The organism is Pseudomonas fluorescens, from assembly GCF_902497855.1.
Taxonomy (GTDB): domain Bacteria; phylum Pseudomonadota; class Gammaproteobacteria; order Pseudomonadales; family Pseudomonadaceae; genus Aquipseudomonas; species Aquipseudomonas fluorescens_BI.
In genome coordinates this window covers 660,411-674,558 of the sequence record NZ_CABVHU010000001.1, presented here as the reverse complement: position 1 = coordinate 674,558, position 14,148 = coordinate 660,411, and the positions used below count along the sequence as shown (strand labels likewise).

Below are 14,148 nucleotides of genomic sequence, written 5' to 3'. Positions count from 1 at the left end.
ATTTTTGTCTATGGTCTTCAGATTCATTCGCGCCCGGCCAACCTCAAGCCCCGTGACACTGCAATGTTTTGAATCAAGCCGCAGCCCAGATCGACTGCAATCGCCAACAGCGCAGTCGCTATGGCGCCGGCCAGCATCATGCCGAAGTCGTTCAGGTCGATGCCGGTAAAGATCAACTCGCCCAGCCCGCCGCCACCGACCAGGAAGGCCAGCGGTGCGGTACCGACGTTGATCGCCAGCGCCGTGCGGATGCCTGCGAAAATCACGTTCATCGCATTCGGAATTTCGACCTTCCACAGCGTTTCGCGGGGTGTCATGCCCATGGCCTCGGCCGCTTCGACCAAGTGCTGCGGCACGGCGCGCAAGCCTTCATAGGTGTTGACCGCCACGGGTAACAAGGTCGCGACAAACAAGCCGATGATGGCCGCGCCGCTGCCGACGCCGATAAAGCTCATGGCCAACGCCAGCAACGCGAGCTTGGGGATTGCCTGCCCGACGTTGAGCACCTGCATGCTGGCCATGGCATAACGCTGGTTCGCCGGACGGCTCATCCACACGCCCAACGGCAGCGCGATGGCCAGGGCCAGCGCCCCGCTGATCGCCACAAGCTGCAGATGCTGGACCGTCAGGTAGCTGATGTCGCCCCAGTAAAACTGCAGCCCTTCCCACAATCTGCTCAGTAAGTCAGACATTGTCAGTGCACCACCGGAGTAATGTTTTCAACAAGTCGCGCCAGAATGTCGGCCTGGTGGACATAGCCGATAAAGCGTCCGTTGCTGTCGTTGCACAGTGCCCAGTCCTGGCCGCGTCCCAGCAGTTGCGATAGCACCTGGCGCAGGTCATCCCCGGGCTTGACGATCAGGTGCGTGTGCGAAGTAACACCGCTGTTGCCGCCCACGATCTGCATGTGTTCCCGTGGTGGGACCTTGCTGGCCACGTCAGCCGCGCGCAGCAGACGCAAGCGTTTCATGATCCGGTCGCCGCCCATGAAGTTCGCCACGAACTCGCTGTTGGGCCGGGCCAGCAGATCATCCGAGGTGCCGAACTGCTGGATTTTTCCGTTGTGGAACAGCGCGACACAGTCCGCCATCTTCACCGCTTCATCGATGTCGTGACTGACAAACAGCACGGTCTTGTTGACGAGGCGCTGGATGCGCATGAACTCGTCCTGGATCACTTCCCGGTTGATCGGGTCGATCGCGCCAAAAGGCTCATCCATCAACATGACCGGCGGATCCGCTGCCAAGGCCCGGGCCACCCCTACTCGCTGCTGCTGGCCACCCGACAGTTCGCAGGGGTAGCGCTTGAGGAATTTGGACGGGTCCAGCGCGACCACTTCCAGCAACTCCGCGGCGCGCTTGCGGCTCCTGGTTTTGTCCCATCCCAACAGATTGGGGACGACGCAGATGTTTTCCTCGACGGTCATGTTCGGGAACAACCCGACTTGCTGGATCACATAGCCGATCGAGCGCTTGAGGGTGACGCTGTCCAGTTCGGACGTGTCGCGACCACCGATCCGGATCGTGCCGGAGGTGGGCGTGATCAGTCGGTTGATCATTTTCAGCGTCGTGGTTTTACCGCAGCCCGACGGCCCAAGCAGTACGCAGATCTGCCCCTCTTCAACATTGAATGAGACATCTTCTACTGCAGTGATTGAGCCGAATTGCTTGTTCAGGTTTTCGATCTGGATCACGTCGTAGCTTCCTTCATTCGGCCAGTGGCCACTTTGTTCTTGTTCAAGCCTTTTGGCGTCAGGAGGCGCTGCAAGCCGTACAGTGCGTAATCGGCCGCAATGGCAATCACACTGATGACGATCGCGCCGGCCAACAGCTGTCGGGTATCCGATTGAGCGATGCCGCGAATGATGAGGCTGCCCAGGCCGCCGGCACCGATGTAGGCCGCGATGGCCGCGATGCCGATGTTGATGACGGTCGCCATCCTGACGCCCGCCATGATCAGCGGCACCGCAATCGGCAACTCAACCTTGCGCAGGCGCTGCCAGGTGGACATGCCCATGCCGATCGCCGCTTCGCGCAAGGCGGGATCGATGTTGGAGATCGCGGTGGTGGTGTTTCGAATGATGGGTAATTGGGAGTAGAGAAACAGCGCAATCACCGCGGGTACAACGCCGATCCCATAGCCGATCAGCGACAGGGCCGGAATCATCAGCCCGAACAGCGCGGCAGAAGGAATGGTCATCAGGACAGCGGCGAACGCCAGGACCCAACGGCGCGTTCTGGGGTGCTGGGATATCGCGATTCCGACAGGCACGCCGGTCAGGATCGCCAGCCCCACCGCCAACCCCACGATGAGCAGGTGCTGCCCGAGCAACAGACTGATCAGCCCGCCGTTTTCCAGAATGAAACTCAAGGTTTCCATGGTTGATATGCCTTCTGTACGTCATTGTTGTTTTTGTCGGTCGTGCATCTGGAAGTGAACGCCGGATCTATAGGAAACATTACCGCGCTACCGTAGTCAGCCTGAGCTTTGAGCTCGACGATTTCTATCAAAAAATCGACGTCACGTGGCACGCCAGCGTGCAATCGTTGATAGAAGAAGGAAGTATGCAGGATCGCCAAATCCCCAAGGCCAGCCGGAGCGTTCCGCCTGTCGGGCCGAGTCATTAGCTAGCTATGCGGTTTTACAGGCAGGATCGGCTCAGTGATTTTTCAGGGGCTTAGGGTTAATTGACCCGCCTGTTCAACGACTGCAATCAGGAATGAGCATCATCAAATTTCCGCCGCTCTTCACCGGGCGTGCATCCCCACACCCGACGGTAGGCAGCGCCCAGATGCGACGCCGAGACAAATCCGCAGCTGTAGGCGATGGAAGCAATGGGCTGGGTGCTTTCACGCAGCAAGCGCCGCGCTTCGTTCAGCCTGAGCTCCAGATAAAATTTCTTCGGCGTCATGCCGAAGTGCTGATGCCACAGCCGCTCCAGTTGACGATGGGACAGATTGCAGCGGTCGGCGATTTCTTCGATGCCGACAATGTTCTCCAGATTGTCTTCCATGAAGCCGATGGCGGCCGTCAGCCTGCGATCGTGAATCCCGAACCGCCACTGAATCGACATCCGCTGATGTTCTTCCGGGGCTCTTATCCTGGCGTGCAGAAATTGCTCGGCGATGTTTGCGGCCAGCTGATTGCCGAAATCAAGCGCGATTTGCGCCAGCATGAGGTCGATGGCCGCTGTCCCGCCGGCACAGGTCCAGCGGTTGCCATGGTTGACGTACAGTTCTTTGGTCACTTCGATCGTGGGGAATTCCTCCGAAAATTGACCGATGGACTCCCAGTGCAAGGTGCAGCGCTTTCCTTCCAGTAACCCGGCGCGTGCGAGGATGAACGTACCGGTGCTCAATGCACCTACGGTGATCCCGCGAGCCGCTGCGCGCTGCAGGAAGCGCAGGATTTTCGGCGGTTTCTGATGTTCGATGTCGAGGCTTGCCAGGACAAAAACGCGATCCAGCTCCGGGGCCTGATCAACCGGCACGGACTGGATTTCGATACCGCTGCTGGAGCTGACCGGCCCACCGGATTCCGTGAGCAGGGTCCACTCGTACAGTGTTTTGCCGGACAGTCTGTTCGCCGCCCGCAAAGGCTCGCTGGCTCCGGCCAGGGCCATCATGGAGAACTGAGGGAGAATAAGCAGCCCGATTCGCTTGGTTGCGTAGCTAGTCACAGACGTCGCTGATTCTCTGGGGGCCGTCATCGCCAGATCCTTGTCATGGGTGGTTCCAGCCGTTCAAGTGAACAGCTCAGGCCAGCCCGAGGGAGTGGCTTTGGACACGCTATGTTAAGGCCTGGGTACGCATTCAGCCAGATTTGGAAAGCGAAGGACAATCCCTACGCATGGCGACGGATCGGAGTGACCGGGGAACGTCGCTCGGGGAATGTACCGCGACGCTAAAAGTCGCTGAGAGACCTCGGTGCACGAGGTCTCTCAGGCTATTGCCCAAAGGATCAGCCGCGCGCGCGGATAGCCTCATCGATGCTCTGGATCATCGACTGGAACACAGGGCTGTCGACCTGATTCTGCTGGCCATGTTGCATGTGCGAAATGATCAGCGCGCTCGGGCCGGCATCGCCCGGATAGTTCTGGTGCAGACGCACGGATTCCGAGGGCATGTGCAGGGTGTTGTCGGCGCCGTGGATGATCAGTGCCGGCGGGAAGCCTTTTGCACCTTCGATGGACTGCTCCGGGTCATACGCCACATAGGACTTGTAGGACTTCGCGGTCACGTGGGTGCAGCCCGGCCAACGGTCCGCGCCGCCCGCTTCGGTGTAGCCGCCCAGTTGCTGATCAACATAAGCCTGGGTCTCAGGGTCCAGCGGATAGTAGCCAAGGCGGGTCCCGTCAGTCCCGGTGTCGAACGGCGGGATGGGTGCGTCATCCGCGAGTTGCTGGATGGCGGCGTCAGCAGCACCCTGATCAGCGCGCAAGGCTTGCAGCTTACGAATATTGGTGTAGCTCATCGGCACCCAGAAGCGGATCTGTTCACCGCCGGCCGCGGCCAGCTCAGCCACTGCACCGAGGCTTGCGACCGAGCCCATCGCCCACGAGGCGACCACCGGCATCTCACCGAAATGCTCGCGTGCCCAGTCTACGGCACCGAGGACTTCATCTTTCTGGTCTTCGAGGATGACGTTGGTGATCTCGATGTCTCCCGCCTGGATCGTATTGCGGATGTGCTTGTTGGAAAAGAAACCCGCCACATCGTAGGTCATGACGCGATAACCGCGGGCTGCCAGGGCGCGACCGAACAGCTGGCCGTACATCGTGACCCCGCCGGTGAAGCCAGAGTTGAAAATGACCGGTGGCAGTTTTTTCGACGCAGCGTCTGGTTGTTCTGGCTGGAATACTGTGCCTTTGAGGCTCAGGGTTTCGTCGCCGTACTTAACGGTAAAGTTGATTTCTTTTGTTGTAATGTTCGTCATCGCTGGATATCTCGAAGTTGGAGCGTGGGCGTAGATCAACGTACCCATTGGCCAGAGGCTCCTCGGAGAAGTTGGCCAACAGGGATTCGGGTTTCTGTTGAAACATGCTGTGCAACGGCATCAACAAAGCTAAAAGCGTTGTTTGGATTAAAGAGGGCGGAATACGGCACACCCTTGTTGTCAGTGCCGACATGAGGGGCATCCGTTGCTTCCAGAAGAATCTTGTCTGCGCCGACTGCGCAAACAATCTGCATCACGAATCGAGCGGTTTCCTCGGGGTGAACAGAGGTGCGATAGCCGGGGCCTTTGAACCAGACGTTGCCCCGCTCCCTCGCTTCGGTGAGTAGCGCGATGTAAGCCGGCTCAGTGATGTCCCGCTCGTGGTGACAGGTGCCCAGGTGATCGATGATGACCCGCACATTCCGTGGAATCTGGCGCAACACGCGCAGATTGGTCTCGGCTTCTTTCGCGTAGATGTGCAGGTGCTGATGCGGCAGCAGGCGGGCATAAAGCGCCGACCATTGCCCATCGCTGAACTGGGTATCAGAGACCGTTTCAGGCCTTGCATCGTGCAGGACGATTCGGGCGCCAATAACCTGCGGGTGCCAGAGACGTGCCTGTGTGGCGTAAGCAGGTTCCGCCTTGATCGTACCCACCAGTTTGACGTCCCCATAGCGCAAAGGGTCTGTTGCCTGGAGGTTCTTCAGTTCCTCGAAGGACGCGAACACGTTTTCCGAATCCGGCAGGATACTGAGATGGACGTTATTGATGAGCGTCGGGGTGATTCCGGCATCGATCAATGTATCCAGGTAAGCCGTCAGCGGGTGCGGCTCAGGCAACGTATAGGGAAGCGAACCGGCCACCCGACGCAGATCTTGCGAAGTATAAAAATGAACGTGACTGTCTGTTCTTTTGGTCGACGGCAGCATGATTATTGTTTCCTGCTTTTGTGCGAAAACAATAATCGTCGTCAGTGCTTCGTCGCTCCCGCCAACTCGACGTGTAGTATCAAAATTTCGCCATGTGCGATTTTTTTGGTAGGGAGGATGTGGATCACGGCGCGGATTTGAATGGCCGGAATAGCCCATGGACCGCTCTGCGGAGCGGCCTGCAGGGTTTTACTGGCGCAGAAATGAAACGCCGGCCCGTCGGTGAGGTTTGGGTAATGGCGAAATTTTGTTGTCGTCCTACAGATCCGTCGTGCTTAACCGAACCACCTGCGACTCTTCGCTCACCGTCGAAGTGACCATAGTCGCGATGATCGACTCAAGCGCCACCTGCCCCACAGGCAGAAGAGCAGGCGTCTATCGACCGAGCTGCGCCTCCCCTTCCGAATGGACGATTTGCAGCCGTTCCATGTTGCGCTGCTGGCACTCATACTCCGCCTCTGCCCGGGTTTGATAAGTGGTCTGCAGCCGCAGCTTTTTCTCGTTGTCGTAGAGGTTAAAACCTTCGGTTGCGGTTTTACAGTAAGAGCGCATTCCGTTGCGCATGGATTCCGTCTCCGTGGGTAATGCAGGAACAACTCCGAATCTCAAGGCCATCTTCACGTCCTCTTCGAGTTCACCGTCGAGCCACTCTAACTACTAACTATTAGCGGCTACGGACAACTAAGCAAGGAATGTTCCTGTGGATCCGATGAATAGCTCAAGTTTGCGCCTATAACCCTCGACGGCACATAGGCGCACTGTTGCTTTGGCGGAACACTTTTCTAAATTATCCCTTGTCAGCCCGTTCGCAGCACTCGTTCGATCCTCTCCCGGGCAAGACCGGTCAGGCGCTTCACGCCCAACAAACGAGCGATCTCCAACGCTGGGTCCCCCGCATCGACGAGGGCGGCCGCCACTCGCAGCTCTTCGGCCGCGATTTCTTCCACCGACCTCACATCATTGGCCGAGAATGGCACCCGGTAAGACGACCAGGTTTGCACATCTGCCTGGGAGTGCCAGACAAACTGCTCATCCGGGCCAGAATTCTGCAGGTGATGATTACGCTCGGCCAGCTCCAGAACCCGATCACGAATCAACCGCCCCGAGCGCTGAAACCCGTGGGCCCTGGCAACACGCTGGACTAACAGTGAGTCGAGTATGGGAGCTTCCTGCTGTAGTACGTGGTGGATGACTTCCATCAATACCGGGGTGTATTCCGGGGAATGGAACAGGTCGGCATTGATGCGCTCGGCAACTGTTGCCAGGTCGGCAACCCGGTACTCACCCCTTACAGGCTTGACCGTAGAAACCGCTCGGGCAACTTGCAGCTGCGGCTCTTCGAGACGGGTTGCCGGCGACTTCTCGATTGCTTCGACCGCCAGCAACGTCATGTCTTCTTCCATCTCACCCGTGGTGAAAGTCAGCCTAGGCAATACCTGCGGCAACGCCGGTTCCACAGGCGGTACCTCGGCACGCGAGTGCGCGAGCAACGCGTCGAGCGCTTCATGCAGGCGCTGGAGTGCGCCGGCTTTGTCCACCCACCACTCGGTGGACCAGAGCCGAACCAGTTTCCATCCGAGACCTTGCAAAATAGCACTGCGGACCTTGTCCCGATCCCGGGCCGTAGCCGCGCTATGGTAAGTCGCACCATCGCACTCGACGCCAGCCAGGTAATCGCCGGGCCGGTCCGGATGGACAATACCGAGGTCGATACGAAAACGGGATACGCCAATCTGTGGAACGACTTGCCAACCTTTTTGCCTCAATCCTTGCGCCACGGCCTCTTCGAACGGTGAGTCATAGCCGCCCACCGAACCTTGTATCGCTTCAGCCAGAGCCCGGGGCCCGCGCTGGGCGAACTCCAGAAAGTGCTTGAGGTCACGAACAGCCCGGGCATTGGTTCGGTTGAGATCGATCATCGACGTATCGAATGAAGAAAACACCAGCATTTCCCTGCGCGCCCGGGTGATCGCTACGTTCAATCGACGCCATCCGCCCTCTTTGTTGAGCGGCCCGAAATTCATGGACATGACCTGCGCACCGGGTTCTGTCGGGCCATACCCCACACCCAGCATGATCACATCACGCTCATCACCCTGCACAGTCTCAAGGTTCTTGACCACCACCGGCTCGGCCAGATTGTCCTGGAAAAATGGCTCGATCTGCGGGTATTGCTGCCGGGCACTGTCGAGCAAGTCACTGATCAGCTTTTGCTGGTCCGAGTTAAGGGTGATGATTCCGATCGAATGCCCGCTCGCAACAAAGGCCGGATCGGTCAGGCGCCTTACCGTTTCAGTCACGATCGCCTCGGCTTCAACCTGGTTGTGCCGGCCCTTGCCTTTGGCATACAGACCGTTGACTCGACGCCACTCCACAGCGCTCGCTCGGGTTTGCGCCGCCGGGAAAGTGATGAGTTGGCTGTCGTAATAGCGCTGGTTCGAGAATGCGATCAGACTTTCATGACGGCTGCGGTAATGCCAGCTCAGGCTGTGGCTCGCAATCCCTGCCCCCAGGCATTCGTCGAGAATGCTTTCCATGTCTTCGGCGGTGTCATCATCGTCAGCGTTGGCTGCGCGATTGAAGAAGTTGGTCGGAGGCATCTGCCGTGGATCACCGGCAATGACCACCTGCTTACCGCGAGCGATGGAGCCGATGGCGTCCCAGGGAGCGATTTGCGAGGCCTCATCGAAAATCACCAGGTCAAACTGCACCTGATCGGCCGGCAGGAATTGCGCAATGGACAATGGGCTCATCAGCATGCATGGCGCCAGCTTGGACATGGCGTCACCCATTTCCAGTGCCAGCTGGCGCACGGGTTTGTGCCGCCGGGATTTTTGCAGTTCATGCTTGAGGATGGCGAAGCCGCTGTTTGTTGCGATCTCGTTCTTGGACGGGATCAAGCCACACAATTTGGCACGAATGTAACGTACCGTGAGGCGGGACAGTTCATCATCCAGCTGGACGAACGAAGCAATATCACTCATATGCTCCGCAGCCACGAAATTGCGCAGCAAGGGTTCATCGTCGATAACCTTCGCTGCAAACCATCGCGCATAAGCCGTTTCAAATAACTTACCGGTTTGCCCTTCAGCCAGGGCATTGGCCGCCAACGCATCGGCCAGGGGCCCCAGGCCGAGCGCCAGCGCTTCGTCCCTGACACGGCACCAGTCACACCACGACTTGAGTTGCGCCTCTTGGCGGACAATGGAATGTGCGACTCTGCGCAATGCCTGAATACCCATTGCAGGCACATCGGCGACTTCGGCCAATTCTGCGAAACGCCCCGCTACCTGGATGTAACGAGCCAATGCCTCCTTCAACCGACGCAGTGACAGCTCAATAACACGGTCCGGGCCCAGCATTTCATTTGCTTCAATCACCAGCCTGGATACCGACCCACGCAAGGCAATCAAGTGCTCCGGTGAACGGGCAAGCGAAATCATCTTCGAGCGAAGTCTCTCTGCCAGTTCGACCCCGTCCAGCATCCGCCCTGTATCGCTCGACAAGCCACCCCACCCTGGTATCGAGTTGACCCCGGACGAAAGGCCATCAAGCTCCAGCAGCAATACCTGCATGCGCTGCAACTTCGACAGGTCATTGACCGTGTCGGGCATGCCAGCGGCGCCTCCCAGGCTGGCGAGGTTTTGGCAGACTTTCTTCTTCGCCAATGTGGCCAGGAACCAGAACTTTCCTTCGGCCTCACGCCAATCGGTCGCGATCTGTTCGAAAGGAACTCGCCGACAGGCCTCGGCTGCATAGGCCACTGACAACGACGGCTCAATCTCGCGATACTCCGCGATCAATTGCATTGCCCGCCGGGCGGCTTCAATCCTGGCGACGGCATCGGGAGCGAAGGCAAAGGTCAGATTGAGCCCGTGAGCGCGAGTCATCAGGGTAGCCAGCTCAATGAGCGGCTGAATCTGTGCAACCTGATCGCTCGGCAAGTCGAGATGCGTTGCTGCAAGCAGGCGCTCACAGGCACTTTGCAATTGATCGAGCGCATCCGGCAGCTCGCGCGCGCTGCTGGCGATCGCTGCCTGCCAGCCATTGGACCAGTCGGAACGCGACAACAGGGAAAACTCGGAGGACAGTTCCCGCGCCGCCTTGCCATTAAGGTCAAGCCTGCGGGCCACGTCCTGCAGTTGCGTATATTGGGCAAGGTCATGGTCGGTGCCGACCGGCCAGGTCAACCGCGGAGTCGACAGGGTTTCATCACGTACCACGCGCCCGATGGCCTGGTGCACGGACAAGCCGTTTGGCCAGCGCCGATGGAGCACTTGCACCACGTTGTTCAGGCGTGAACGCAATGCATGCATCTTGGCGGCTTCACGCTCCCACTCCTGCGCCGTCAAGGCGTCGCGCACATCCCAGGCCCGCTCGAGTTGCTTGAGCACTTCGACCTTGGACGTTTTGCTGGAGTGCAGCTCGAGACAGAATTCTCCCAGGCCTTTTTCTTCCAGGCGCCGGTAAACCACGTCCAGGGCCGCCATTTTTTCTGCGACGAACAGCACCCGGCGTCCCAGCGCCAGGTTATGCGCAATCATGTTCGCGATAGTCTGCGACTTGCCTGTTCCGGGTGGCCCGTCCAGCACAAAGCTTTTGCCTCCCGCCGACGCCACCACAGCGGCCAATTGGGAAGAGTCCGCCGGCAATGGGGTAAAGAGGTCCGCCGGCGCGACGGTTTTATCCAGGTTCTCGGGCTTGGGGAACTCTCCGGGCGAAACGAAACCTTCGCCACCGCTGGACCGTTCCAGGAGGTGCTTGACCATCGGGCTTTGCAACAGCTGGACCGAATGCGCCGAGAGGTCTTGCCACATCAGGTATTTGGCAAATGAGAAGGTCCCCAACACCAGTTCGGTGGTGACTTCGAACCCTGGAACATCCCTGACCGCCCGGCGTACCGTGTTCCAGATACCGATCACGTCGATACCGCTTTCATCTGTCGGCAGTTCGCCTTCCAGGCCAGGTATCGCCAGCTCAAAGTCATGGCGCAGCAACTCGAGCAGCGTCAGATTGAAACGCGGCTCGTCCTCGAGCATGCTCATCGTCACACCAGACAACGCACTTTTGCGCTCCAGCTTGACGGGAAGCAGGATCAGCGGCGCAGAGTAAGACTTCGGGTCATCTGCTGTCTTCTTCCACTTGAGGAACCCGATCGCCAGAAACAGTGTATTGGCGCCACCTTCGTCCAGGTCGCTGCGCGCCTTGCGAAACAGCTCGATCAGCGCGGCTTCCAGCCTGGGCTTTTCCAGTGTGGCCAGTACTTCACCGCGCGCCATGGCGCCGCGCGCATACTCATCCCGCAGGCTCTCACGGTTCTGCTGCTCATAGAGGGCAGCATCGCGGCCGCCACTCTCAAGGTCCGGCACCGACACGATGCGGATGCGCTTGCCGCTGGCCAGCAGATCTTCCAGCTCGGCCGGCTCGGGGCAAAGCAGCCGAACGCCTTTGGCGCTGTCCGGCAGATGAAGCAAGCGGTTGCGTGTCGTCAGGTCCAGCAACTTGCGCTGCCACAACGTCAGCTTGCCGGCAGGCCCATCGTTTTCCGGAACGATTTCCACATCGAACCCCGGCAGCACTGGCGCCTCCTCAAACGCCTCAGTACTGTTCCCATCTTCGGCAGCGGGTTGGATGGATGTCGCTGCGGACATCGCCAACGGGCGAATACGTTGCATGCGCGCCCGATGGATATCGATGGCCATGATGAAGTGTTCATCTTCGACCTGGCGTTCGGCAGAAGCCACTGCCTGGCTGAAGCCTGGCACCGGCGCCCGGGTGGACAATGTGGTCTCGAACACCACCATTTCCTTGAGGTCGAGGCGCTTGCGCACCGCCGACGCCTCGTCGGTCAATAATTGCGAAAATTCCTGCGGTTGTAACCACACCCCTGCAAATGCATGCCCTTTGGTCATGATCAACAACGGGTTGAGCCCCGCTTGCTCGAGCGCCGCGGCGAACAGCAAAGCAGTATCGAGACAGGTCGCCACGCCATTTTCCAGGATCAAACCCGGGGGCCGGACTTTCTGTCCCTGATGTTCAAAGCTGGCGGGAGGTAATGCATAACTCAGTTTGAAGCTGCACACTGCCGACCATATAGCAGAGGTCAACTCCCAGGTTCGCGACCTGGATTGACTTTCATAGCCATCGATCCCGTCTTTCTTTCCGGCCCGACGCAACACGACAGAGGCGGCCTTGAGAATGCGGTCGACAGCGGGGTCGTTCGGCATGCAAAAAGCAGCCAGCAACTCCGGCATGGCACTCACGCCACCCCACTCGGTTTTTGCCAGCAATTCGACTGGAAAACATTCCTCGGCAACTACGTTCCCGGCACAGGTCAAACGCAGCGCGACTTCCGCCCTCAGGCTCTCTGACAAGTCGGCCAGGAAACCGCCGTTGAGCTTAATGTCTCGATCGGCCACTCGCAGGCTTTCCCCAGGACTCAATCGATCCAGGCGCCAGGTCTTCGCTTCCAGGAAAGGAGGATCGGCCTTGAGTTCGAGCACAAGATCCTGATAGACAATATCACCGTGATGCCACAAGGCGAGTTCACGCACAACTGGCACAGCATTCTGGTGAGAAGCGAAGCCAATCTTGCTGGCAATCACCCCCTCGATCTTGATGCTCATAAACTTTGCTCCTTGAGCTCGCTCACGCTCGCCCCGCACGCAGTGTCGCGGGAAAATGGTGCGTATAGTCCATGAGGTGTATCGGTTTTGGAATTGATTTCTTGAATGAGCACCGGCGCACCGTCGGCGATGTTGATACTGTGGTACTCGTGTCTATAGCGGCTTTGGCGTAATTGTGGCGATTAAGCAATGGATTCATTCTGCGGTGCAGTGGCACCGGCAACACCTCAATGCCGATCAAGCCTGGGGCCATTTCTTTCAGCGCGGCCAATGCTCCTGCAGAGTGGGCTTCGGCATAGGTGGGATCTGGCGGGCAGGTCTCACCCCAGCCGCTCAGCCCATTGTCAGCTACCAATTTGACTAGCGTTGTCCTTTAGAGGAAAGGTTGGCAGATAGTGCACCTCTGCCGGGCTACCGATATCAGGCCATTGGCGGAACTCAAGTTCAGGGGCGAGCGTTGACCGGCAATCTCGCCATTTCTGCGCATCGGCGGGGTCGGCCGTGTATAGGATGCACATAGAAACTCCCTATTCGACTTTCAGATGCGCATAGCTATCAACGAAACGCTTAAATTTGTGTTTGCCACAAGTGTACGCCTCATACTTCGCGGGTAGAGCCTCACTCACGCAGGTTGGCACAGGCTCAACAACCGCATCGAAATCCAAATCAATAAAGAAAGGTATTGAATAGCGCTCTAGACCGCTAGTGTTTATGACGCGATGCATTGTCGAGGTGTAGCGATCGTTGGTGAGGGTTTGAACCAGATCACCAATGTTGACGATAAAAGTCCCTTCAACTGGTGGGGCAGTTACCCACTCGCCTGCACGGTTCCTGACTTGTAAACCGCCAACTGTGTCTTGAGACAGGACTGTCAGGAAGCCGTAATCCGTGTGAGCACCAATACCGATCTCTTCCAGGGAGACCTTTCCTATCTGAGGCGGATAACGCAAAACGCGCTGAATAGTGATGGGCTTGCGTTGGCGTTGTTCAAAATAATTTTGCGGCAAATCCAGACTCAGCGCGATGCCGCCGATGAGCGTTCTCGCAAGCGACAATACGGCTGAATGATAAGCCTCGGCAACCGTTTCGAATTGCGGCAGTCCGGACGGCATTTGATTAGGGCCAAAAAACGGAGAAACCTCATCGTAATGGGCGCCGTAATCAAAGCACTCTTTGAAGTCGCGCGTATTAGCAGGGTCTACGTTTTCCGCATACATCGGAATGTAACCACGTAGCGTAAGCCCGGAGTTCACGATGTTAAGTGTGTTCTTCTCCTCGGATGTAAGCTTGAAAAAAAGTTTGGTGAGCCTGTACATCTCGTCTATCAGTTGCTGCGAAACGCCATGGTTTTTTATGTAAAAAAACCCTACCTTTTCGCACGCTTCGCCTATCTGGCTTGCCACCCACAGCGGATTTTCGCCGTTTATGAGTGGCGAAATATCTATGACCGGGATTTCAGTGAAGGCAGTTTGTTTGCTGGCCAAACGAATATCAAATAACTCAGTCACGCTTCTCTCCTTTCTAAATGGATGACAGACGCGGACGAGCCACATTCGTCCTTGTTTGGGCGGATGTTAATCCTGGATTTTTTGGCACGCAAGCAAAATGTACACCTGTGTCATCAGACGTTGACACAGGTGTACATTTATCCTAATTTT

At 57.9% G+C, this 14,148-nt stretch carries 9 protein-coding genes; all 9 read right to left on the bottom strand.

Going from position 1 to position 14,148, the window contains the following annotated elements; translation table 11 throughout:
* Window positions 1-23 precede the first annotated feature (23 nt).
* Window positions 24-692, bottom strand: coding sequence for an ABC transporter permease (locus tag F8N96_RS03115; RefSeq protein WP_150796512.1), 669 nt, complete (start codon window positions 690-692; stop codon window positions 24-26).
* A gap of 2 nt (window positions 693-694) precedes the next feature.
* Window positions 695-1,693 (bottom strand): ABC transporter ATP-binding protein, encoded by a 999-nt coding sequence (locus F8N96_RS03110; RefSeq protein ID WP_150796511.1) that lies wholly within the window; start codon window positions 1,691-1,693, stop codon window positions 695-697.
* Window positions 1,690-2,379, bottom strand: a complete 690-nt coding sequence (locus F8N96_RS03105) for an ABC transporter permease (RefSeq protein WP_150796510.1) — start codon at window positions 2,377-2,379, stop codon at window positions 1,690-1,692. Before F8N96_RS03105 ends, F8N96_RS03110 begins: the two co-directional genes overlap by 4 nt.
* Before the next feature lie 334 nt (window positions 2,380-2,713).
* Complete coding sequence (locus F8N96_RS03100; protein ID WP_150796509.1) at window positions 2,714-3,709, bottom strand: GlxA family transcriptional regulator; 996 nt, start codon at window positions 3,707-3,709, stop codon at window positions 2,714-2,716.
* Window positions 3,710-3,960: 251 nt separating this feature from the next.
* On the bottom strand, window positions 3,961-4,935 hold the full coding sequence (locus F8N96_RS03095) for an alpha/beta fold hydrolase (protein ID WP_150796508.1): 975 nt from the start codon (window positions 4,933-4,935) through the stop codon (window positions 3,961-3,963).
* 35 nt (window positions 4,936-4,970) lie between these two features.
* Window positions 4,971-6,023, bottom strand: a complete 1,053-nt coding sequence (locus F8N96_RS03090; RefSeq protein WP_224794070.1) for an amidohydrolase — start codon at window positions 6,021-6,023, stop codon at window positions 4,971-4,973.
* A 216-nt stretch (window positions 6,024-6,239) separates the two neighbouring features.
* Window positions 6,240-6,428: a hypothetical protein gene (locus F8N96_RS03085; protein WP_224789487.1), complete on the bottom strand. Its 189-nt coding sequence runs from the start codon at window positions 6,426-6,428 to the stop codon at window positions 6,240-6,242.
* A 233-nt stretch (window positions 6,429-6,661) separates the two neighbouring features.
* On the bottom strand, window positions 6,662-12,490 hold the full coding sequence (locus F8N96_RS03080) for a DUF3320 domain-containing protein (RefSeq protein WP_150796506.1): 5,829 nt from the start codon (window positions 12,488-12,490) through the stop codon (window positions 6,662-6,664).
* Between the two features lie 527 nt (window positions 12,491-13,017).
* Window positions 13,018-13,998 (bottom strand): isopenicillin N synthase family dioxygenase, encoded by a 981-nt coding sequence (locus F8N96_RS03065; protein WP_150796505.1) that lies wholly within the window; start codon window positions 13,996-13,998, stop codon window positions 13,018-13,020.
* Window positions 13,999-14,148 lie beyond the last annotated feature (150 nt).